Source organism: Bacillus toyonensis BCT-7112 (assembly GCF_000496285.1).
Taxonomy (GTDB): domain Bacteria; phylum Bacillota; class Bacilli; order Bacillales; family Bacillaceae_G; genus Bacillus_A; species Bacillus_A toyonensis.
The window spans coordinates 42,523-64,138 of the sequence record NC_022781.1; the positions used below are offsets into that span (position 1 = coordinate 42,523).

The following is a 21,616-nucleotide window of genomic DNA, read 5'->3' on the forward strand; positions in this document are numbered from 1 at the left end:
TATGTTCACTAGCCCATCAAACTAAGAAAAGCTAATACCCCAAAATAAAAGTACTTTGGGGTATTATAAAATTATGGAGTACTCCAATTTATCTTTATTCACTACAAGTCAATATACAGCGGCTATCATCATTCCACTTTAATTACAATCTTACCTCTAACATGTTGCCCTTCACTCAAAATATGAGCTTCTCTAACCCCTTCTTCATTAAGTGACACAACTTTACTTATGATCGGTTTGATTTTTCCATGTACAATTAAATTTGATAACTCTTCTAATTGTTTTCCACTTGGTTTTAGCCATAAAAATCCTGATTTTATCCCTTTCACTTTATAATTTGGTTCATGAACAATCGAAACTAGAACACCGCCAGGTTTAATAATTTGAAAACTTTTTTCTTGTACTTCGCCACCGATTGTATCTAATACAATATCAAAATCTGATAGTAGCTCTTCAAATTTATCTTTTTTATAATCAATAACGAGATCCGCTCCTAAATCCTTTAAAAATTCTTCATTTTTACCACTTGCAGTAGTTGCAACAAAAGCTCCAAATGATTTTGCAATTTGGATTGCTAAACTTCCGACACCACCAGCTCCAGCGTGAATAAATACTCGGTCATTTTCTTTTATTTTTGCGTAATCTACAAGACTTTGCCAAGCAGTAAGTCCTGCGAGTGGAATAGAAGCTGCCTCTTCAAAACTTAGGTTAGTAGGCATATAAGTTACTAAATCTGATTTTACCGCAATGAATTCAGCATAAGATCCCTTCCCTATATTTTCAGGTTTCGTAAACACTTTATCTCCTATTTTGAAACCTTCTACCTCTTCTCCAACCTCTTCGATAACTCCAGCTACATCTAACCCTAAAGTAATTGGAAATGAAAATTGCAATTGTTGTTGTAAGTCTCCTTTTCTAGTTTTCCAATCAACTGGATTAACAGATGTTGCGAGAATGCGTATTAATACCTCGTTATATGTAACAACTGGTTTTAAAATTTGTCTTTCTTTTAGTTCTTCAACACTACCATATTCATCAATAACAATTGCTTTCATTTCCTCTCCTCCTTGCTGTTTATTTTAATAACTTACAATTATTTTTCAAAATTTTTTGCTTTGAATGACAATAAACATGTTTAGAGGTGGTATTTATGCTACGCTATTAATTAATGTGAGTTCCAAATTCAATTTTGTGTACATCTTAGAATCATACAGAATTTTATTTTCTATGTTTGTAATAAAATCCAAAAGAAATGGAGATAACACTATGACCGAAAAGATGATTAAAACAAACGGGACTGATATTTGTACAGAAAGCTTTGGAAATCCTAATAATCCAGCAATTTTATTAATTATGGGAGCTACGTGTTCAATGGTTTATTGGGATGAAGAATTTTGTGAACAGTTAGCTAGCACAGGGAAATTTGTCATTCGCTTTGATAACCGTGATGTAGGACGCTCTGTTACATATGAACCTGGAACTTCCAATTATACGGTAACAACTATGGCTGAAGATGCAATTGGGGTGCTGGATGCCTATCATATTGATAAAGCGCACTTATTTGGTATGTCATTAGGTGGCATGATTGCTCAAATTGCCGCTGTAAAACATCCTGAAAGAATTTTAACGTTAACTTTACTAGCAACAAGTGTTATAGGCTCAGATAACAACACTCGCGATTTACCTCCGATGGATGAAAGAATTTTAATACATCATGCAAATGGTGCAAATTTAGATTGGTCAAATCAAAACGCTGTGACAGAGTATTTAGTTACAGGCTCTCGTCTATTGTGCGGCTCAAAACGTTCATTTGATGAAAACAGAGTTTATACACAAGTAAAACTCGAAATAGAAAGGGCTAACAATCTATTAAGTATGTTTAATCACGCTTTACTTCAAGGTGATGATGCTTATGAAGGTGTACTTAGCTCCATACAAGCACCCACATTAGTAATTCACGGAACTGACGATACAGCACTACCATTTGAACATGGTCTCGCACTTATTGATGAAATTCCAAACTCAGCACTTTTAATTCTTGAAGGAGCAGGACATGAAAACCATCCTGATGACTGGGAAAACATTATTCAAACTGTAACAGAACATACATCTAAAATATAGATAAATAATAAATAGAAGGGGCACAAATTTGTGCCCCTTCTATTTATTGGAATAGCGATACACTAACAAAAACCCATCACTGTATCCATATGTATAGTGATGGGCTTACATAAATGTTTCTATGTTTAAAAAAATGGACAATCTAATTGATCAACAGATTCCCATGATTTTTTTTTTACACTTTCGGTGGATTTATTCGCTTCTAGTGGTACGTTTTTAAAAGGATTTACTTCGACTTTTAATAAGGATGAGGGCTCCATATATAATGAGAAAACATGGCTATTTGGTAAAGTTTTTGACACATCAATATCTCCTACTTGTTTAAATAATTGCTGTGCTGCAAAGAAAAAGAAATTAGTTGGGTTTGATTGTTTATTAAGCCATGCAAGCATTTCAGGTGATACTGATTTATGAATATTGATTTTCACTCGATCACCACGTTTATATCGCCTAGATCGCATGTTTCCACCAACTAACTTATCGTTAAGTTTGTAAACCCTAACTCTTTTTGTTTATGTTCTCTATACTTTGGCGAACAAGTGTAGACTAATAATCCTCTTGCATTTGTAAATAGTGGATTATCTACAAAGATAACATTTGTTAAACGCCCTTTTTGTTTTAAAATCATTTTCAAGCTATTTTTAATGATAACTGCGCCCCCACCATAAATAAACACGTATGGATCGTCTTTCATATCATCAATTTTATTAATAATATCAGTTGCGACGCGCGCAGCTAAACCTAATAGTGCTGGTTGTGATTCCTCAACTAATAATGCATTCCTAGGATGTTTATCATTTAAATAAATTTGATTGAATTCTGTAATACTATCAATCGTCTTTGTTGGATACTTCCGGTTCCATCTCGTAATAATTTGTAGTAACGTTTCTTTTACACCGTACGATAATCCTTTACTTAATTGCGGACGGAAATTTACCCCTAACGAAACAACTTCTTCTGTTGTCCCCGCACCAATATCAAAAGACAATAAAGTTTTATCAACAAAATCAATTTCTGAAACTTGATTTTGTTCACATTCTATTTTATGTTTCACAACATTTCCTTCTTCATCATATACAATGCCCCACGTCCCAGAAGCGCCCTCAGGCAGGCATTTACAAAACTCAATAGAAACATTAATAGTAACATCACGACCGTTCGGATAATGGAAAACAACCTTGTGATTTCCCATATAACGTTTTGCATTTTCGGCAGCTATTTCTTGTGTAATAAGCTGCATAGGAAGAGCGACAGATAAATCATATCGAATGTTAATATGACTAGAAGTTGGACTTTGACGCATAGCACTTACTGCTAAACCCGATAGTATTGTAATAACCATTAGCTCATCCGTCGACTTATTCGATTTCTTCTCCACTTCAGTACCTTTTAATTGATCTTGAATGACTTTTTCTCCAACGATGTACCGTACATTATTTAACATTAGCGATGGAGAACTAATGGTCACATCGATATGATTTTCTAATTCAGATAATGACACATCCCCCTCATCTAACAATCCTGTAGGCTCACCTATATATAAAGAATAAATACTCGGAATAAAAATAGGGTCTTGCCCTTTCACCATTAACTTCAAACCGTTATTTCCTGCATCTGCACCAGCTTTTAAAAGTATAGACATAACTACCCCCTAAATTAATCTGACATCCCTTCCAAATATATGCGAGCCTATTCTTTTACATTCAAATGTAATGTAATTTTTTATTTATCATTAAAACAAAATACTATATACCTTCGCCTTGCTTGTAAAAAGTATTTGACATGAACCTTTTCCAATTTTATACTATAAATGGAAAGAGTTTTTTACAATCGTGGGGGTGTTGTTCTAATATGAATCGTAAAAAATTCATTTTAATAACAATTGTTTTATCATTAGTCGGAGTACTTATACACGGAGCTTATAAATACATCAATGGAGGTGTAATTTTAGGTGGAACAATTTTTACAAGCGCTTTAATACTTAGCTACCTCATCAATCATATTACATGGGGAGATCCCCACGGTGTATCAGAAGAAAGTCAGGATGAAATGGGACAGCAAATTACATATAAAAGCTTTAAAATCGCGTATTTTGTACTTGTAGTTGTATTGTTCCTTCTATTACTCTTCTCGGAAGGTTTTTCTATGGGTTCCAATTTAGATGGAGTTAAAAACCTACCACTGTTTATCGCACTTTGTTCTTCATTCTTTATTTATCCTATTGTCGAACTCATAGTTGCAAAACAATATAAATAAAAGATGAGGTTTTCTATATATAGAAACCTCATCTTTTTATATTTACATACCCTCTACAATTGCTTTTAATTTATTAACAGTTCGCCAATTCCTTACTGTAGCTGGTGTATGTAACTTCTGAAATTGGTTCATTAATTTAGAATTCCGAATGCTATTTTTGAAATACAAATATACAACCTTCTCATCTATATAGCAATCTTCAAGTTCACTTTTGTACATAAGTAACTGCTTCCTCTCATCTTCAGAAAATGGATGAGCTAAAAAGGCAACGTGTATACTTTCTCCTTCTAACAAAGCATCCGCCTTATAAGGGGAATATTTTATAGTATTTATTAATTCTTCATTTGTTTTTAGGATGACTTGAACATCAAAATTAAATTCCTTTTTAATTTCAGATTCAATTTTTACTTTTAGAGCGTTTATATCTTCCTCAGATTCAAACACGATATTACCGCTTTGAATATATGTTTTCACTTGTTTTAATCCTATTGATTCAAACAATCGTTTTAAATCTGCCATTTTGATTATTTTATGTCCACCTACATTGATTCCCCTTAGTAACGCAATATAAATTGTCATATCATTACTCCTCGCATATTCATTGACCTTTCAATTATATATGTTGAAACCTTTATCTTTTTTGGATACCTACTTTCGTTTTTACTAACATAACACAAAATAAAAAAACTTACTACATGAATGTTCAAGAGTAAGTTTTCTATCCCGTTATTTTATTATAGGTAAATGCATTATTATTTGTTGACCAATCGGTCCCATTCTTCTAAAGCCTCTATCTTCGAAGCCAACTTTTTCATATAACTTTTGTGCTGGCATATTTTTTTCATTTACAGCAAGTACAACTTCATTTTCTATTGGAAAATAACGTTTTACAAAATCTTTTAATAATGCCAATGATTTTTTAGCGTATCCTCTTCTTTGTTTATTATAATTTATAGAAAATGATGTTAAAAGTAAAGCATCTTCATTCTCTGTGAACTCTTGTACTCTTTCGCCTGTTTGTAATGCGAAAAGACCAACAGGTACCCCGTTGTAATCTAAAATAACAATTACATTTTTTGTGCGATCGCTTTTTGCTTTTTTCAATAATTCGCCTGGATCTGATGTGAATTGAACTTGTTCACTTGGTAAAGTAAATGATTGTATAATTTCTTTATACGTCTCCTTATACGGAACTAATTGTATTTCCCCAGTATGTATGTTCATGCTATACTCTCCAATTTTTATCAAATTAACTTAAACCTTGCTGTGATTTAGAATGCACTTTTCCATCCAAAAATGTAATTTCAACAAATGAATTTGGATTATTCCCCTTCCAAGCAAAAATTTGTTTAATTTGTGTAGAATGTTCTACCCCTTCTTCTATAAGTAAATTTCCTTCAAAACCGATTAAATCTTTCACTTCTGTATAAGTCATTCCTTCATCTATTTTTGAGAAATGATTTATATTGATAAATTCTTTCTTCTGACTTTCCATCACAGTAGAAGAAGTCGCTGTTTGCTTTTTCACTTCTTTCTTTTGTTCACAGGCTGTCATACTGAAACTTAGGCAGAAACCACATAAAATAAATGCACTTTTTTTCATCATAACAGTTGTCCCTCCCACAATAATTAAACCATATATTCCCTTAAAAATAAACTGAATATTTAATATTATATTTAAAAAGCCTCGTACAATTTAGTACGAGGCTCATTTTACTTATTCAAATGATTATTAGATTGGTCATTCTGTTCTTTTCTTAGTTCTTGTTCTTCATCTTTTGGTAATTGCTTGTCATTATCTTTAATTGGATTCGTTTCTCTATTTTCAATCATATCATTCGGAACTTGTGGCATCACGCGGCCAACAATTGCTGCTAATTCATCCAGTATACCTTCGCCAGTTTTCCCTTTTTTAATTTGCTTTCCAATTTGTTTCAGCCGTTCATACGTATCAACATCAGCTACAACGACTGCATTCGCACCATCCGGATCGTTTTTTAAACTTTCTGCAACAGAGTACTTAATTGACTCAACACGAGTTCGGTCTAGTTTCGCTTTTACATCAATACCTACAATAGCATATTTTCCAACAACTACTGCTGTTGCATCATTCACACCTGGCACACTTGCCGCTAAAGATGCTAAATGATCCGCTGCTTTTTCATTTGGCTTATTTGATTTGTTTGTATAATTAACATTTTTCATTGAGACATTTTTTTGTTCTGGCTTTTCATTTGGATTGTCTTTTTTTCCAATACTGCATCCAGTTATAAAAAAGCAAAGCATCAACACATATATTAGGATTTTCATTCTTTTCACCACTTTACTATTAAGGTTTAATCATAAATTTTTTCAACAGCTTGCATTTTTTTCACTTTTTCTTCTGCTCCGCTATTCGCATTGATGAAAATTTGATACGTATCTTTCCCTAACGTTCCAACAAATTCATAGCAAAGTACTTCATTATGCAAATCATTTACTACAACTGCTTTTCGCTCTTCCATCACTTTCACATCAGGGTTAATTTTCTTCCTTGCTTCTGCTGCAGTTAGCTTGGCAGACGGAATTGTTCGTTTTTGATGTGATGCTAAATATTCTTTTGCAGAAAATCCAACGATAGATCCGTCGTCTAAAGCAATTTTCATTTGGATTGCTTCCGGATAAATCCGTACGCCATTCTCATTTACTACATAAGTAAACACGCCGATAGTATCATATTGAGAACTATCATAGAGCTCCATATTATTAAACTTATGATCCTTTAAAAACGTCAATCCTTTACTTCCTGCATCATTTAAACTAATTTTCTGTTCTTTAATTTCTCGATTATTCATTACCCAAATTGGATATCCGCCTTTTCCGGTAATATCCATGTAAAACTCATTATTCGTTGCAGAGTCTTTAATCTTCACACTATAGAATGATTCTTTCGCACCTTTTCCACTTTTCTCTACATCGACTTTTTCATTTCCTTTTAAATTTAAAAATGATTTTGCGATTTTTGCTGCTTCATCTTTAGAAATTGCCTTTCCTTCTGCTTCAAATCCACCTTTTTTATTTTTTTGTGCACTTGTAAAGGTCGGTCCGAAGTTTGTAGAAGAGTATGATGTTACGTTTTTCTCTACAGTTTTTAATCCATCAATAATTGTGTTATCTGCTGGATCGCGATTTGATGCAAGTGCCATTTCAACATCCATCCAGCGTAAATTATTTTTCAAAACAAGATGTTGTACTTTCCTTAGTTCATCTTGTATATTTCCCGCATTTGAATATAAAGTTTGCAACGTTTTATATTCTTGTTCATTTAACGGCTCTTTTTCTAAATCACGAATGGCTGCACGGTAACTAAAATCACCGATATTTGCTAAAAACTCTTCCGTTTTATTAAACGGCATTAATGTTAACGGGAGTTGTCCTACATCTGAACGAGCTTCAGATGTTAAACGCCATACATCTGCTAATGCAGGTGATAAAGATGAGCGTGAATTCATCGCAAGTGTTGTACCAATTTTATCGTGTAATAAATCAACTTCGTATGCTAAATCATGGAATGCTCGTTGATAACTATTTTCCGCTCGAATTAAAACCGCATTTTTCTCTTGGTGCTCTTTATAGCCCCAATATCCTGTTCCAACTACACCAACTGTTAATAATACAATGATAATACCTCTTAACATTGTCCCACCTCCGCTCTATTTACAGAAAATATGTTTACCAATTTTTTTAATTTGTGGACGAGTCCAAATCCATTTACTTGTCGCAGTATCTGGGTTGAAATAATATAAAGCATTTCCTGTTGGATCCCAGCCGTTTATCGCATCTAAAACCGCTTTTTTCGCTGTTTCATTTGGCGTTAAATATATTTGTCCATCAGCCACCGCTGTAAACGCTCTCGGCTCAAAGATTACACCTGAAACGGTATTTGGGAATGATGCGCTTGTAACACGGTTCAAAATAACTGCAGCTACTGCAACTTGTCCTAAATACGGCTCACCACGTGATTCTCCATATACTGCATTTGCCATGAGCTGAATGTCATTTTGGGAATAACCGTTCGGAACATTTGTCCCTTTATTTTGTGGTGGTTTATTTTCTTGTGCAGTGCCACCACTATTTCCTTTATTCGTTGTCGTCCCTTTATTCGCAGTCGACTTATCATACTTTGTTGCCTTTACGAGCATCTGCTTCGTTTTAGCACCCGCTAAACCATCAACAGGTAGTCCAAATTTCTCTTGAAAATTCCGAAGTGCCCAATATGTACCCCATCCGAAAACACCATCTACTTTTCCTGTATAAAATCCGTTATATTTCAAACGAGATTGTAGTTCAATGACATCTTCACCGGATGCTCCTCTTTGAATGACTTGATTAGAAAAAGCTTCTACATTCTTTAGTTGTATACTACTGACCATTAAAGACAGTCCTATGAACGCAAGTAAAACTGCTATTTTAAAAATAGCTTTTTGGCGCATAATTTTCCCTCCTTAATTACAGAAATGATTTCTTGGTTATGTTTTGTAAAAGCCTCGCTTTTATGTAAAGAAGACAAAAAAATCCAAACTTATATCGTTGAAAGAATATGTAAACAATATACAAAAAGGAGAAAAGGAGTTCATTATGAAGCAATTGTTAAAGCGTATCGCATTCGTCATTCTTTTATTAACAACATGTTTAAATATATATACCGGGTCATCGATTGTTCATGCACAACCGCCTTATGCAAAATGGGGTAAACTTGCTGTAGAAAAGACGAAAGAACAATATCCGAAAGCAGAGATTGTTGATTATCTTCATATAGGTAGAAAACCAAAAACGGTTCAAATAACTGTTGAAAAGTTTAAATTGTGGCTACGTGAAGATGGAAAAGAATATGGTGTTTTTGTTGATGTAGAATTTGAAACGAAGACAGAGAAATTTATAAAGTTGTCGTTTCAGAAGACGAGTAGATAAAGTAAAACTTTAATCAGTGGGGGGTTTGTTCATCTCCCACTGATTATTAGTTGAACCAATCGGGCTTTTACGGGCAGTTGATCCCCCATCTAACTTCTTTGCTTTCGCTGAATTTTGAGGTGGGGGTCTTACTGCCCCGTTAATGCGGGATAAAATGAAACCCCACTGTTAAAAACGGAAACAGTGGGGCTCCTTGCATTTCTAAAATTCTTTCCTAAAGTTTCGATTCCCTAAAAATCTTACCAATATACAAATAGCGCCAATTACAACCGCTATCCCTATACTGTATAAAAGTACTTTACCATACCCACCTATTCTTGGATCTAAAAACGGATATGGATACCAATTCACGATTGGGCCACGTATTAAGCTATATACAACGTAAAAAAACGGGAATAAGAGCCAACTTGCAGATTGTTTCCAAGTGATTTTCTTAATAGGTGGATTTAAAATCCAATCTAAAAGCATTGCAATCGGCATGATATAATGTAGCACTGTATTTACCCATGGTATTGCCGTTTGAAGTGACTCTTCTAATCCTCTTAATAGCAAAAAATAAATGAGTCCTGTCGTAAGTATGTATACCGTTGCCGCACCTCGAAGTATACTAAATTGTTCTGAGCGACCAAATGTAGCTGTTCCGATACTACTTAAAAGGAGAATACATACAACTAAAATGTTACTTTCAATCGTAAAGAAACTAAAAAATTAACTGGATTGAACGGTTTCAATTGTGCCCTGATTATGAATTGCGTAATAATGGCACTACATGCTAGAAGACTTAAACATAGTCTAAATAAAGATAAAGTTTTTTCATCCCTCATACATTCCCTCCTTTTCTTATATATAATTGGAATTTCCCTGTACATGCTCAATAAATAATTTTAATGGAACGAGCCCACGTTTTGGCATATGACTACTTATAATAGCTACTACTTCTAACTGAGGAATGATAACGATGTATTGTCCGCCGTACCCCATAGCGAAATATATACAATACGGTATGTGAAATCTTTCGTTATGTAATACCCACCAGTGATATCCATATGCGCCAACATGTTCATATGTTTCAAATTGCGCCCTACTTGACTCTTCTAACCATTTCGCTGATACAATTTCTTTCTCATTCCAATATCCATTTTGCAAACATAGTTTTCCTAATTTTAATAAATCGGTAGATTTCATTTTCATACCGAAGCCGCCGACATATATACCTTGCGGATCTTGTTGCCACTCATATTCGCTAATTTCTAATGGCTCAAATAAATATCTTTTCACAAACTGCTCTGTCGACATCCCAGTAGCTTCTTGAATAATATAGCTAAGTAAATGTGAAGAACCTGAATTATAATTCATTTTTGTAGCAGGTTCTTCAATTATTGGCTTTTCTAATATGTACTGTACCCAGTTCTCTGATTCTACAAAGTCATTTGGGAATACTACTCCATTCCCAAACTCTTTCCAATCCTCACCAGTAGTCATTGTTAATAAGTGATACAGCGTTAAATCATGTTTTTCCCCAGGTACATTTTCAATCCACTCTGTAATCGGTGTATGTATATCATTTATATAGCCCTTATCAATTGCAATACCAATTAATAAAGATATGATACTTTTTGTAATCGAATTTATTTTATATAAGTTATTTGCACATTCGGGTGTTTTATAATACTCAGTTGTTAATTCCCCTTTTTGATAAATAAGAAATGTATTCACTTTTTTCTTTTCAAATTTATTTTGTAGTTGCTTAAAATCCAAAAATCTTACCTCCATTAAAATAGTTACTTCATTTATTATATCTTGTTCCTTTTATTAAAACATAATTGTGCTCAAATAAAAAAATAAGCTTATCAGCCATAATTAGCTGACAAGCTTATTCCTATAATTTCGTACGAACATTCCAAAGTTCAGGGAAGAACTGTTGATCAAGTACTCGTTTTAAATAAGATACACCTGAAGATCCGCCAGTTCCCATTTTATTTCCGATAATGCGTTCTACCGTTTTCATATGACGGAAACGCCATTGTTGTAGCCAATCTTCGATATCAATTAATTTTTCAGCAAGCTGATATAAATCCCAATATTTCTTCACGTCCGCATACACTTCTATCCAAGCCGCTTCTACAGTTGCATCTTCTTCGTAAGGCTGCGTAATATCACGATTTAACACATCTTTATGAATTTGGAAGCCTTCTTTAACAAGCGCCTGTATCGCAACATCATACAAACTTGGTGCGTGTAGCGCTTTATGAAGTCGAGCGTGTAATTCTGGATCTTTTTCATAAATCTTTAATGCATGTGGTGTTTTATAACCAAGTGCGTACTCAATCATTCGATATTGATACGATTGAAAGCCTGAAGCTTGACCGAGTGAATCACGGAATTCAATATACTCAGATGGCGTTAATGTCGCAAGAATATCCCAAGATTGAATAATTTGCGATTGAATTTTTGATACACGTGCTAACATTTTAAATGCCGGTGCTAATTTATCGTTTTTAATCGATTCAATTGCTGCATTTAGTTCATGTAAAATAAGCTTCATCCAAAGCTCACTAGCTTGGTGAATAACGATAAATAACATTTCATCATGATGGTCTGATAATCTCTTTTGAGAAGATAGTAAACTATCTAATTGTAAATACTCACCATACGTCATATTTTCCTTAAAATCCGTGTGAATCCCTTTTTCCATAATTACCTTTTCATTTTCTTTCATATTAGTCAAACACCCCTTTTATATGTTTCTACTTATATTGGTCTAATGACAGCTCGAACTGGACTTCCATCTGCATCTGTTAACGCAAGTGGTAATGCAATTAATTCGTAATCGCCGTCTGCTACATGATCTAGTACGACATTTTCTAAAATATGAATTCCATATTTAAACAATTGATGATGTGCTGCTAGTTCTTTATCATCTAACGGATCAACTGATGGTACATCCACTCCGATTAAACGAATTCCCTTATCAGAAAGAAACGGTGCAATATCAGCACGTAAATGCGGGATCACATCTGGAAATTCTTCTGCTTTACCATGTGAAGATGTACGTAATAATAGTCGTTCTACACCTTCTAAATGAAAACTTTCTAATTCTTTTTTTCCGATGCTTTCAAGGTTAGAAACGTCAATGATTCGCGTAGGTCCGACATAAACTTGAACATCTAAATCTATTACTTTCTTTCCGTCATTATCAAAATGAAAAGGCGCATCAATATGAGTACCTGTATGAATACTCATCGTTAACTTTCCGACGTTTACTGAACCGCTCTCTTCTTTTGACCATGAAACTTCATACGAGAACGGTGTATCTCCTGGCCAAGTTGCAATATCATTATTTAATGGCTGTGAAATATCAATCCACTTTGATGTTTTCATTCTTATGCCACAACCTCTCGTTTATTTTCAAATTGTTTATACTCTTCCTCCTTCATAACTTTCTTTAAAATTTGAACAGACTTCCATACTTCTTCATACGTATTGTATAAAGCTACTGGCGCAAGTCTTATCCCATTTGGTGCTCTGAAATCTGGAATTACTCCATTTGCCTTTAGTGCTTTACAGATACGCGCTGCTTCCGCATGCTCTAAATAAATATGTCCACCTCGTTTTTCATCCTCTAACGGGTTTCCAATTGTAAATCCGAAATCTTTTAATTCATGATCAATTAAATCCAGCATGTATCTCGTAATATGTAAAGACTTTTTACGTAAACGTTCCATACCAGCATCTTTAAAAATTTCAAGAGAACCGATTAACGGTGCTGTACTTAATACGTGAGGTGTACCAATTTGATAAGCACCTGCATGATCAGCTGCAGTTAATGTATGCTCCATATCAAACTGTTTATCTTTTCTAGAACTAAACCATCCAGACAATCCTGGCAGTCTATTAAAATGTTTACTATTTACATAAAGACCTGCAACACCACCCGGCCCTGCATTTAAATATTTATAATTGCACCATACAGCGAAATCAACATCCCACTCTTTAAAATGATGTGGAATAGAACCAATTGAATGACATAAATCAAATCCGATATGAATGCCACGTTTATGAGCTTCCACTGTTAAACGTTTCATATCAAGAATTTGACCACTTCTATATAAGACTGAAGGTAATAAAATTAAAGCGATATCATCTTCCATTGCCTGAATAATATCTTCTTCAGAAAGTGTTCGACCATCTTGGCTTTTCACTCTTACTAAATGCTCATCTGGCTCTAAGCCTTTTAAACGAATTTGACTTTGAAGTGCATAAATATCTGACGGGAAAGTTAATTCATCCGCAAGAATTTTTGTACGTATTCCTTTCGGCTCATAAAACGTCGCAATAACTTGGTGTATATTCGCAGTCGTGGAACCGGTTACAATAGTTTCTTCTGGTAAAGCTCCAATAAGAGGTGCCGTCAGTTCACCTAATTTCTCCGAAAGGAAAAACCATGGATGTTCGCCTTCTGTCCAGCCATCAATGCCATACTCTTTCCATGAATCTAGTAAAGTAAGTAACGATTTTTCTGCTCTTTTCGAAAGTAGTCCTAATGAGTTTCCATCTAAATATATAGTTCCTTCTTTTTTATAGAATTCAGTTTGAAAATCTTTCAGTTCATCATGTTTATCACACTCAAGCGCATACTCATAAGTTGGTTGAAATGGTTCTTTATACATGGTGTCACCTTCTCTTAATTTTCTTTTTATTCTAACTAATTGAAATATATCACCTTAGTTGATATAACGTCAATGATATTATGTCAGTTGACTTTACATACTATCTTCTTTTACAATACAATTATATTTTCAGATATTTCAGTATAAAGAGGTGATTCTTTGAAAAACACTACTCTTTCAACTAGAAAACACCGCTCCTTAGAAACAAAAAAGAAACTATTACATTCGGGTTACACTATTTTTATTACTAATGGATTTCAGAAAACGACAATCACGCAAATTATTAAACATGCAGAAACTGGTTATGGAACAGCATATGTATACTTTAAAAACAAAGATGATCTCCTTATCGTGTTAATGGAAGATGTTATGAATCGTTTTTATAATATTGCTGGGCGCTCTTTCTTCCCTCAAACGAAAGCAGCAGCACGTGACTTGATTCAAAATCACGTTAGAGCATTCCTACAATTAGCAGAAGAAGAACGAGCTATTTTGCAAGTTGTCGAAGAAGCAATCGGATTATCAAAAGAGATACGTCAAAAATGGGGTGAGATTCGCGAACGCTTTATAAAAAGTATTTCGCAGGATATTACTTACTCTCAAGAAAGTGGATTAGCGCATCCTGAATTAAATAAAGAGCTCGTGGCACGCGGTTGGTTCGCAATGAATGAAATGTTTCTTTGGACTATTGTACAAAATAACAAAGAAGTAAAACTAGAAGAAATAGTGTATACATTAACGGAGATGTATACAACGGGATTATATAAATAGCGCACTTCACATATTTAAAGTGTGCTATTTTTTCTTAAAATCATCATTCTAACTATAAATGGAATAGCCTATTATAATAATTGCGAGTATGTATGTGATTATTATAATCATAAAAATACAACCTGTTTTATTTTATTGTTTTAACCTACTCACAATTCCAATAATAAACTTATACTCAGCTCTACTTTTCCTTACTTTCTTAAAGCCCTCTTTCGTATCAAAAATAAAACACATTTTCCGAAACCAAACACGGACATAAAATGATTCAAAATAAATAGGTCTCACAATTCCTTTTTCCTCAAATTCAGTACCGTCTGTATTTTCGGTCTCTGTTCGAACGAACCATCTATTCCCGATACCAATTTCAATATACTTCACATACTAACCTCCTTTAGGGAATTTCCCGTCTAACTATTTTATTATTTCCCTGGGAAGCGCACATTCCGACAGAACATGAGCTCAAAAAGAAAAAGCAGATTACAAAAATCTACTTTTATAGATTAAATTTTTGCATTCGTTTATAAAATGTACTACGGGGTACATCCAATAGTTTTGCGGCTAACGAAACATTTCCGTTCGTCTTTTGAAGCGCTTCAATCATACTATCATGCTGTATTCTTTCACGGAAACTTAATGTATGTTCTTCATTATTTTCTGTTTGCAACCGGGATTGTCTTTCACTTCCCATCATTGTTTGTATCAAAAAAGCGACTTGTTTTTCGCATATTTCCCGTCCTTGCGACAAAATGTAAATGCGTTCTAATACATTTACTAGTTCTCGAATATTTCCGGGCCATGTATGTTGTAAAAATTGATTGCAAATACTCTTCGGAAATACAACATTCCAATTCTTCCGTTCGCAAAAGTGTTGTATAAAATATGGAATATCCTCTTTTCTTTCTAGTAACGATGGAACATATAACGGATAAACGTGCAAACGATAATATAAATCTTGACGGAATTTCCCTTCTTCTACTAACCGTAGTAAATCTTTATGTGTGGCAGTAATAATACGAATATTTACTGGTACCTCTTTTGAACTTCCTATTGGAGTTATTGTGCGTTCTTGTAAAACACGCAATAAGGCTACTTGCATCTCTGATGGTACTTCACCAATTTCATCTAAAAACAATGTTCCTCCATTCGCTTGTTCAAATTTCCCTTTATATCCTTGACGTCGCGCACCTGTAAACGCACCTTCAGCATAACCGAACAATTCACTTTCCATTAATTCTTTAGGCAAAGAACCGCAGTTAACAGCTATAAAGGGCCCGTCTTTTCTTGGACTATTTTCATGAATCGCTCTCGCAACATATTCCTTTCCTACTCCTGTCTCACCACATACATACACACTAGCATCAGTCGGTGAAACAAGCTTAATTTCTTCTAGTGTGTGTTGAAATGCTTTGCTTGTCCCGGTAACTCCTGAAAAAGTAATTCCTTTTATAAATGTGAAAGCAGAATATGTATTCATTTGTTTGTTTTCCTTTAAATACATACATTTCCCGATCATTCTTTCATTACTATATACTGGTATCTCTAATTTAGTTTCCAATCCATAGCGCATTAAATCTTCAAGTTTCATTCTTGACCAATTAGTTACTCGTTCCCGAACGCTCTTACTCGCAGAAACGATAACATCACGATGATTACAAATAACTACTTGTTCATCACTATCAATGACATCTAAAAAACGATGAATTAAGTGTAATTCATTTTGATGAACTCTTATGCTACATTCACGTTCTATCGCATGTGCAATTGAAGTTACCATACCGAGCATATATGGATGCGAAAATTCAATTGGACAGGAGAAATCTAGAACACCAATTAATTTCCCGTCATCGTTATGAATGGGAGCAGCCGCACAACTCCAGCTATGAGATGCCACGGAGTAATGTTCAGTACCACTTATCATAATAGCTTCTTCAATTTCTAATGCTGTTCCTATTGCGTTTGTCCCCACAGCTGCTTCCGTCCATTTTACACCTTCAATAAAATTAATATGTTTCGCTCGCTTTAACGTTTGTTTATTTCCACTTAAGGATAGAACATAACCATCTGGATCGATTAATAATGCCATCATTTGTAGTTCATCAATGGTTTTTCTCATATTTTGTATTTGAGGTAATGCTATATCAAGGAAAATTTCACTCTTTTTCTTTTGTTCTTGAAAAATATTAGAAGACAAAATTTTCTGACCTTTATTCATATGAGGATTCACATTTGCTTGTTTACATCGATGCCATGACTCTGAAATTCTTTCGTTTATACGGTTCGAATCAAGGACTCCTTTATCAATAAACTTTTTCCATGTGTGTAAGTAAAACGGTGAAGCTAACATTGTATCATCTCCCTTTTAATTGTTTTGGAGATTTATTCCGCATTAACGGGCAGTAAGACCCCCACCTCAAAATTCAGCTAGAGCAAAGAAGTTAGGTGGGGGTCAGGCTACCCGTAAAAGCCTGATTGGTTTAACTAATAATTAGTGAGGGATGAATAACACCTCCACTGATTAAAGTTTCACTTTATAAAACATACTTTTATTATAAAACTGAATAAAAGCGTTTTCAATACAACTAGAAAGACGACACAAATATGTTAATAATTTGAATATCTTAATGCATTTCTTTATTCTTTTTTAGTAGCACTATATTTTGTATAATGGACGCAAAGAAAATACATAACCAAAACCATTTTTGTGGATTACCATTTATAAAGAAAACAATCACGGCTGCAAATAAAATAGTGGATGCTAAACTAAAATATAATTTTGTTTTAATTTCAATTATCCCTCACCCCTCTGTTACTTTACAGTACATACTAACTCTTCATTTTTCATCTCTACTATGTACTCCTGTAAAACATATTCTTTCCCGCCATGGTTTTCATACCATTCATGTATTCTTCTAACATGCCTCTCGTCACTTCTAATTTTCGATTCTATTTCTTTATACTGTTCATAACTATCATATTCCCATATGGCAAATACTTCAGACGTACCATTCTTATTATCTTTCATCCAGCGTCCTATTAGCCTAGAACCATGCTTTAATTGATTAGGTAAGTTTGTGTTATTGAAATGATCATTAAATACTTCTATGAATTCATTTTTCACTACATAGTACTTCCTTCTGTAAAACATACTTCTTCACCTCTTTTATGAAAAGTATCAGTAAACCTTCCCATCACTACCGTATTATAATACTTTCCATCCGATAGTCTTTTGTCATTTTTCAAAATGCCTTCTACTTCAAAACCTAATTTTTTATAAAGATGAATAGCTTTCTCGTTTGTCTCTAATACTTGTAAAGATATTTTATTTACTGCATTTTCGTCAGCCCATTTAATAGATTGTTGTAATAGGCTCTTACCCATTCTATATCCCCAAAACTCTTTTAAAATACAAACGCCAAACTCCACTTTATGAGATAATCTCTTAAAATTTGATCCTTCACATCTTGAAAATCCAACAATTCGATTGTGCACTTCTACAACTAAAAAGAGATTCTTCGTCTCTTCAATATCTGTTTTTATTATTTTTTGAAACCCTAGATTATCTATAAATCCCTCTCCAGCATCTCTATCCATATTTTCAGTTTCTCCATCAATCTGAACTCTAATTTCCGATAACTGCTCAGCATCTTTCTCAGCTGCAGAACGAATTGTATAAGTTAATCCATTTATATGAAACTTTTGCTCTTTTACAATCATGTCAAACTCCTTTCAAATGAATATAATGGCGCTATTACAACTTGTTTACCTTGTTTCTCAAAGTCCTGAACAGTTTCTTTACTAGCCTCTTCGTCAGTTATAATAATGTCAATTTCTTTTAGAGACTCTCCTCTTATAAAACAATCTATTCCAAGTTTATTATGCGGAACTAAACAAATATTTCTTCTAGCAATTTCACTTACTCTTTTACTAAAATAAGCAACTTCAGGTGTTGCAGTACTAATACCTTGTAATGAAATGCCTCCACCTGTAGAGAAATAAAGATCAATAGAAAATCTACTTATCAATTCAGAGGCAAGTGTATCAGTAATATTCCCTGAAGGTTTTACTTTTCCGCCAATTAAATACGTATCAATATTCTTATATTCTCGTAGATAACCAGCTATTTCTATAGAATTCGTAATAACCGTAAATGATACTTCCGGTAAATATTTCAGCATCGCATTATGAACGGAAGCCCCACCAATAAAAATTGAATCACCTTCTTTTATATAAGATACCGCAACTCTTGCAATTGTGTCCTCATATATTGAGCTATCACTATAACGTTTAGCTGGTTCCGCAGCTAAGTTTCTCACTCGCGTAAGTTCAATTGCACCTCCGTGCGTTCTTTTTAATAAACCATCCTTTTCCATAATAGACAAATCTCTTCTTATAGAATCAATAGACATATCAAATCTTTCCGCAAGATCTTTTACGATTACTCTTCCATCTGTACTAAGTAGTTCTAAAATTTTCTCCCGACGTTCTTCAGTAAACATGTTATCACCACCGTTATTGAAGATTCAGAAATTTGAACTTTATGTTAATTATATGCACGTTTCTTCCGTTTCACAATATTTTCAATCCTTTTTCTTCCGTCTTTATGCAGGTTTTCTCTCTTTTTCTATTTTGTTAACTTTACATAAAATAAATGCACATTTGTATATTCTACTAAAAGACTTCTATTTATTTCCTTATTCATGTAAAATTATTCCTATGTTTTACTTTTTAATACAGAAAGGAATTACTATGAAATCATTAATCAAAACGACATGTACAGCATTATTATTTACAGGAATATTAACAGGATGTAATAGCAATACTACACCAAAACAAGAAAAGAGCGCTCTCGAAAAGAATGCAATGCACTATGGAGAAATAGTTAAAAACGAATACTATAGAGCAACAGTTGAAAATGCAAAATTTGAAAAAATAGACAAAGAGTGGCGCCTTACTACTCGTGTTATGATTAATAATGTTCGAGACGATGGACAAACTATTGATCTTTCGAAAATAAAATATTTCATACAAGATGAAAAAACTGGTCAGAAATATGAAGGTGAAGCTCATCCGATAGATGACGAGCACTATAAAAATGTTCCACACAAATTTTCTTTAACTACTGACGTTGTATTTGAAATGAAAACTTCTCCTAAAGACTTAAATAACATGTATTTGTATATTGATAGTAAAGTTGCTCCATTAACAAATACATATTGGAAGCTTGGGAATCTAGCATCAAAATAAAAAAACAGTCTTTATTGACTGTTTTTTTATTGTTGAACTTGTAAATACCATCTAAAGGAACTCTCTTTATTATTAGTTAATATACATGTAACTTAATCATTTTTTCTCAAGGAATACATCTGCTGCCCAAATCGTCACTTCTCTAAATGGACAGTCAAATAAAACACCTAGTTCAAAACCATCTTCAGTAAGAGCTATTTCATGATATAGCCACCAAGCACTTTCAAAGTTTTCTGGCATAGAACACTTGGTTACTCCTATAAAAGTTACTTCAAGTTTATCAAATTCACTAAAAGTACCACTGCAATCTAATACGATAGACAAAGTATCTTCTGATTTTCTCTTTACTACTTTAATCACACTATCATGTAGTGACATCTCATGTAGCTGAGCAACATGAGACGGAAGTTTTTTCTTAATGGAATTAAAATGTTTTAAGTATGATTGATCTAATTGTGCCATTCTTGCCTCATAATCTGCTGTCCACTCTAACAAAAGTTTCTTTAATTCATTAGGTAGATATACTGAATCAAACATGTTGTTATGAATGTATGGATGTAGTGTTTCAGGAAGATAGTGTAATAAATCTTCTTTCCTTTCTTCTACTTCGTCTTTCAAACTTTGTATATAATCGGGATCTATGTCTTTCCATTCTTCTATTGACTCTATGAAATGCACAAATCCTGAAATTTGCATTTCTTTATACCAATCTTTTGTGAAATATTTCAATTACATCTCTCCTAAAACATTTTATCATCCAAGAAAAGCAATGTATCCGCTTATTATATCATTCCAATAATCATTTTTTCTAAAAAAAAAATGTAAAAATGTAAATATTCCGCCTATTTTTTCTAAAACTTCAGAATATTTACAAAAATAATAAATTAGAATACATTTTAGTTGTACAAGATTCACCTGTACAAAAATCTAAACAAAAAGGGATGGTTATATGTTGAAGAAATTAGTAGCAGGAACATTAGTAGCGGGTTTTGCATTAACTGGCGGACTAGGCGTAGCAAGTGCTGAAGAAAAAGGTAACACAATTAAGTCATTTGATTATTTAAAAGTGGATGAACAGAATGTTACTTCATTTGCAAAATTAAGTGATCAGGATAAGAAAGACATCCAAATTACTATGGTATTACCAGAGCAAAATGAAAATGGAGATTGGCTAGCTTATGGTTTTACTAGTAGAGAAACATTGGATGCTTATATTGAAAAGGATAAAAAAGTACTTAAAAATAAAATTAATCCTTTAGGTAGTGGTGCTGGTAGTACTGATTTTTATGAACATAAAGATAAAGGTGGCCAATATATTTACTGGAGTAGCGGCTTTAAAAACTTACCATCTAGCTGGAACGACAGAATTTCTTCTGTAAGTACAGCGTCACCTTCTGCAAGTTATTCAACGACACTTTGGGAGCATACTTCTACACAAGGATATGGAAAAGGTGTTTTATTTAAACACGCTGATTGGTATGGTAAAACTGCTAATTTAGCTCCTGATTGGAACGATATAACTTCAGCTATTGAAATTAAATAGTAAAAATTCAAACCACTATTCTCTCATTCATTTAGAGAATAGTGGTTTATTATATTTTCAT

The 21,616-nt window shown here is 33.5% G+C and carries 25 protein-coding genes and 1 pseudogene; 6 read left to right on the forward strand and 20 right to left on the reverse strand.

Features of this window, described 5'->3' with window-relative positions:
* Nucleotides 1-128 precede the first annotated feature (128 nt).
* Nucleotides 129-1,055 (reverse strand): NADP-dependent oxidoreductase, encoded by a 927-nt coding sequence (locus BTOYO_RS00155; protein ID WP_000644552.1) that lies wholly within the window; start codon nt 1,053-1,055, stop codon nt 129-131.
* 211 nt (nt 1,056-1,266) lie between these two features.
* Between BTOYO_RS00155 and mleBCA the strand changes: the two genes are divergently transcribed.
* Complete coding sequence (gene mleBCA / locus BTOYO_RS00160; RefSeq protein ID WP_000136873.1) at nt 1,267-2,121, forward strand: BCA family alpha/beta fold macrolide esterase; 855 nt, start codon at nt 1,267-1,269, stop codon at nt 2,119-2,121.
* A 125-nt stretch (nt 2,122-2,246) separates the two neighbouring features.
* On the opposite strand, the gene BTOYO_RS00165 is transcribed toward mleBCA, so the two are convergent.
* Entirely contained in the window at nt 2,247-2,582 is a 336-nt protein-coding gene (locus BTOYO_RS00165; protein WP_001257765.1) for a hypothetical protein, read from the reverse strand.
* A gap of 11 nt (nt 2,583-2,593) precedes the next feature.
* Entirely contained in the window at nt 2,594-3,763 is a 1,170-nt protein-coding gene (locus tag BTOYO_RS00170; protein WP_000025613.1) for a ParM/StbA family protein, read from the reverse strand.
* Nucleotides 3,764-3,972: 209 nt separating this feature from the next.
* On the opposite strand from BTOYO_RS00170, the gene BTOYO_RS00175 reads away from it, so the two are divergent.
* Nucleotides 3,973-4,377 carry a DUF2178 domain-containing protein gene (locus tag BTOYO_RS00175; RefSeq protein ID WP_001080326.1) on the forward strand — a complete coding sequence of 135 codons (405 nt, stop codon included), beginning with the start codon at nt 3,973-3,975 and terminating at the stop codon, nt 4,375-4,377.
* 42 nt (nt 4,378-4,419) lie between these two features.
* On the opposite strand, the gene BTOYO_RS00180 is transcribed toward BTOYO_RS00175, so the two are convergent.
* The 6 genes from BTOYO_RS00180 to sleB form a co-directional block, all read right to left on the reverse strand.
* Entirely contained in the window at nt 4,420-4,956 is a 537-nt protein-coding gene (locus BTOYO_RS00180; RefSeq protein ID WP_000158249.1) for a DUF1697 domain-containing protein, read from the reverse strand.
* Between the two features lie 147 nt (nt 4,957-5,103).
* On the reverse strand, nt 5,104-5,601 hold the full coding sequence (locus BTOYO_RS00185) for a GNAT family N-acetyltransferase (protein ID WP_001020893.1): 498 nt from the start codon (nt 5,599-5,601) through the stop codon (nt 5,104-5,106).
* A gap of 25 nt (nt 5,602-5,626) precedes the next feature.
* Complete coding sequence (locus BTOYO_RS00190; RefSeq protein WP_000976449.1) at nt 5,627-5,983, reverse strand: hypothetical protein; 357 nt, start codon at nt 5,981-5,983, stop codon at nt 5,627-5,629.
* Nucleotides 5,984-6,090: 107 nt separating this feature from the next.
* Entirely contained in the window at nt 6,091-6,687 is a 597-nt protein-coding gene (locus BTOYO_RS00195) for a YhcN/YlaJ family sporulation lipoprotein (protein WP_000698005.1), read from the reverse strand.
* Between the two features lie 26 nt (nt 6,688-6,713).
* Nucleotides 6,714-8,054: a germination protein YpeB gene (gene ypeB, locus BTOYO_RS00200; protein ID WP_000943731.1), complete on the reverse strand. Its 1,341-nt coding sequence runs from the start codon at nt 8,052-8,054 to the stop codon at nt 6,714-6,716.
* A gap of 15 nt (nt 8,055-8,069) precedes the next feature.
* Nucleotides 8,070-8,849 carry a spore cortex-lytic enzyme gene (sleB, locus tag BTOYO_RS00205; RefSeq protein WP_001249053.1) on the reverse strand — a complete coding sequence of 260 codons (780 nt, stop codon included), beginning with the start codon at nt 8,847-8,849 and terminating at the stop codon, nt 8,070-8,072.
* Between the two features lie 145 nt (nt 8,850-8,994).
* On the opposite strand from sleB, the gene BTOYO_RS00210 reads away from it, so the two are divergent.
* Nucleotides 8,995-9,327, forward strand: coding sequence for a YqzG/YhdC family protein (locus tag BTOYO_RS00210; RefSeq protein WP_000811610.1), 333 nt, complete (start codon nt 8,995-8,997; stop codon nt 9,325-9,327).
* 201 nt (nt 9,328-9,528) lie between these two features.
* Here the strand turns inward: BTOYO_RS00210 and BTOYO_RS00215 are convergent.
* The 5 genes and pseudogenes from BTOYO_RS00215 to kynU form a co-directional block, all read right to left on the reverse strand.
* Nucleotides 9,529-10,151, reverse strand: a pseudogene (locus BTOYO_RS00215) (Pr6Pr family membrane protein).
* A gap of 16 nt (nt 10,152-10,167) precedes the next feature.
* Nucleotides 10,168-11,085, reverse strand: a complete 918-nt coding sequence (locus BTOYO_RS00220) for a serine hydrolase domain-containing protein (protein ID WP_000346270.1) — start codon at nt 11,083-11,085, stop codon at nt 10,168-10,170.
* 121 nt (nt 11,086-11,206) lie between these two features.
* Nucleotides 11,207-12,046: a tryptophan 2,3-dioxygenase gene (gene kynA / locus BTOYO_RS00225; protein ID WP_000661949.1), complete on the reverse strand. Its 840-nt coding sequence runs from the start codon at nt 12,044-12,046 to the stop codon at nt 11,207-11,209.
* Between the two features lie 32 nt (nt 12,047-12,078).
* Nucleotides 12,079-12,708, reverse strand: coding sequence for an arylformamidase (gene kynB / locus BTOYO_RS00230; protein WP_000858202.1), 630 nt, complete (start codon nt 12,706-12,708; stop codon nt 12,079-12,081).
* A gap of 2 nt (nt 12,709-12,710) precedes the next feature.
* A complete protein-coding gene (gene kynU, locus BTOYO_RS00235) occupies nt 12,711-13,997 on the reverse strand; it encodes a kynureninase (protein WP_000276279.1) in 1,287 nt (428 codons plus the stop codon).
* Nucleotides 13,998-14,156: 159 nt separating this feature from the next.
* Here kynU and BTOYO_RS00240 point away from each other — a divergent pair, with 159 nt between their 5' ends.
* Nucleotides 14,157-14,768, forward strand: a complete 612-nt coding sequence (locus BTOYO_RS00240; protein ID WP_000799614.1) for a TetR/AcrR family transcriptional regulator — start codon at nt 14,157-14,159, stop codon at nt 14,766-14,768.
* 132 nt (nt 14,769-14,900) lie between these two features.
* Here the strand turns inward: BTOYO_RS00240 and BTOYO_RS00245 are convergent, their stop codons facing one another.
* The 5 genes from BTOYO_RS00245 to BTOYO_RS00265 all read right to left on the reverse strand — a co-directional run bounded on the left by BTOYO_RS00245 (nt 14,901) and on the right by BTOYO_RS00265 (nt 19,264).
* Nucleotides 14,901-15,146 carry a DUF3977 family protein gene (locus BTOYO_RS00245; protein WP_000873853.1) on the reverse strand — a complete coding sequence of 82 codons (246 nt, stop codon included), beginning with the start codon at nt 15,144-15,146 and terminating at the stop codon, nt 14,901-14,903.
* Nucleotides 15,147-15,261: 115 nt separating this feature from the next.
* On the reverse strand, nt 15,262-17,112 hold the full coding sequence (locus tag BTOYO_RS00250) for a sigma-54-dependent Fis family transcriptional regulator (RefSeq protein ID WP_023440957.1): 1,851 nt from the start codon (nt 17,110-17,112) through the stop codon (nt 15,262-15,264).
* Nucleotides 17,113-17,574: 462 nt separating this feature from the next.
* Nucleotides 17,575-17,913, reverse strand: a complete 339-nt coding sequence (locus tag BTOYO_RS00255; RefSeq protein WP_000499990.1) for an NIPSNAP family protein — start codon at nt 17,911-17,913, stop codon at nt 17,575-17,577.
* Nucleotides 17,886-18,482, reverse strand: a complete 597-nt coding sequence (locus tag BTOYO_RS00260) for a GNAT family N-acetyltransferase (protein ID WP_000635699.1) — start codon at nt 18,480-18,482, stop codon at nt 17,886-17,888. The genes BTOYO_RS00255 and BTOYO_RS00260 overlap by 28 nt, the downstream gene beginning before the upstream one ends.
* A complete protein-coding gene (locus tag BTOYO_RS00265; RefSeq protein WP_000493650.1) occupies nt 18,479-19,264 on the reverse strand; it encodes a DeoR/GlpR family DNA-binding transcription regulator in 786 nt (261 codons plus the stop codon). The genes BTOYO_RS00260 and BTOYO_RS00265 overlap by 4 nt, the downstream gene beginning before the upstream one ends.
* 250 nt (nt 19,265-19,514) lie before the next feature.
* On the opposite strand from BTOYO_RS00265, the gene BTOYO_RS00270 reads away from it, so the two are divergent.
* Nucleotides 19,515-20,012, forward strand: coding sequence for a hypothetical protein (locus tag BTOYO_RS00270; protein WP_000838463.1), 498 nt, complete (start codon nt 19,515-19,517; stop codon nt 20,010-20,012).
* 96 nt (nt 20,013-20,108) lie between these two features.
* Here the strand turns inward: BTOYO_RS00270 and BTOYO_RS00275 are convergent, their stop codons facing one another.
* Nucleotides 20,109-20,741 (reverse strand): DUF4085 family protein, encoded by a 633-nt coding sequence (locus BTOYO_RS00275; protein ID WP_000873423.1) that lies wholly within the window; start codon nt 20,739-20,741, stop codon nt 20,109-20,111.
* A 220-nt stretch (nt 20,742-20,961) separates the two neighbouring features.
* Between BTOYO_RS00275 and BTOYO_RS00280 the strand changes: the two genes are divergently transcribed.
* Complete coding sequence (locus tag BTOYO_RS00280) at nt 20,962-21,555, forward strand: hypothetical protein (protein WP_000914452.1); 594 nt, start codon at nt 20,962-20,964, stop codon at nt 21,553-21,555.
* The last annotated feature ends 61 nt before the right edge of the window (nt 21,556-21,616 follow it).

Bases quoted from the DNA above. Each gene is read 5' to 3' on its own strand.
- BTOYO_RS00210 (WP_000811610.1), top strand. From the start codon at position 8,995: ATGAAGCAATTGTTAAAGCGTATCGCATTCGTCATTCTTTTATTAACA.
- BTOYO_RS00260 (WP_000635699.1), bottom strand. From the start codon at position 18,482: ATGATTGTAAAAGAGCAAAAGTTTCATATAAATGGATTAACTTATACA.
- BTOYO_RS00170 (WP_000025613.1), bottom strand. From the start codon at position 3,763: ATGTCTATACTTTTAAAAGCTGGTGCAGATGCAGGAAATAACGGTTTG.
- BTOYO_RS00185 (WP_001020893.1), bottom strand. From the start codon at position 5,601: ATGAACATACATACTGGGGAAATACAATTAGTTCCGTATAAGGAGACG.
- BTOYO_RS00165 (WP_001257765.1), bottom strand. From the start codon at position 2,582: ATGCGATCTAGGCGATATAAACGTGGTGATCGAGTGAAAATCAATATT.
- kynU (WP_000276279.1), bottom strand. From the start codon at position 13,997: ATGTATAAAGAACCATTTCAACCAACTTATGAGTATGCGCTTGAGTGT.
- sleB (WP_001249053.1), bottom strand. From the start codon at position 8,849: ATGCGCCAAAAAGCTATTTTTAAAATAGCAGTTTTACTTGCGTTCATA.
- BTOYO_RS00280 (WP_000914452.1), top strand. From the start codon at position 20,962: ATGTTGAAGAAATTAGTAGCAGGAACATTAGTAGCGGGTTTTGCATTA.
- BTOYO_RS00250 (WP_023440957.1), bottom strand. From the start codon at position 17,112: ATGTTAGCTTCACCGTTTTACTTACACACATGGAAAAAGTTTATTGAT.
- mleBCA (WP_000136873.1), top strand. From the start codon at position 1,267: ATGACCGAAAAGATGATTAAAACAAACGGGACTGATATTTGTACAGAA.
- BTOYO_RS00255 (WP_000499990.1), bottom strand. From the start codon at position 17,913: ATGTTTTACAGAAGGAAGTACTATGTAGTGAAAAATGAATTCATAGAA.
- kynA (WP_000661949.1), bottom strand. From the start codon at position 12,046: ATGAAAGAAAATGAAAAGGTAATTATGGAAAAAGGGATTCACACGGAT.
- BTOYO_RS00270 (WP_000838463.1), top strand. From the start codon at position 19,515: ATGAAATCATTAATCAAAACGACATGTACAGCATTATTATTTACAGGA.
- ypeB (WP_000943731.1), bottom strand. From the start codon at position 8,054: ATGTTAAGAGGTATTATCATTGTATTATTAACAGTTGGTGTAGTTGGA.
- BTOYO_RS00195 (WP_000698005.1), bottom strand. From the start codon at position 6,687: ATGAAAATCCTAATATATGTGTTGATGCTTTGCTTTTTTATAACTGGA.
- BTOYO_RS00155 (WP_000644552.1), bottom strand. From the start codon at position 1,055: ATGAAAGCAATTGTTATTGATGAATATGGTAGTGTTGAAGAACTAAAA.
- BTOYO_RS00265 (WP_000493650.1), bottom strand. From the start codon at position 19,264: ATGTTTACTGAAGAACGTCGGGAGAAAATTTTAGAACTACTTAGTACA.
- BTOYO_RS00175 (WP_001080326.1), top strand. From the start codon at position 3,973: ATGAATCGTAAAAAATTCATTTTAATAACAATTGTTTTATCATTAGTC.
- BTOYO_RS00190 (WP_000976449.1), bottom strand. From the start codon at position 5,983: ATGATGAAAAAAAGTGCATTTATTTTATGTGGTTTCTGCCTAAGTTTC.
- kynB (WP_000858202.1), bottom strand. From the start codon at position 12,708: ATGAAAACATCAAAGTGGATTGATATTTCACAGCCATTAAATAATGAT.
- BTOYO_RS00180 (WP_000158249.1), bottom strand. From the start codon at position 4,956: ATGACAATTTATATTGCGTTACTAAGGGGAATCAATGTAGGTGGACAT.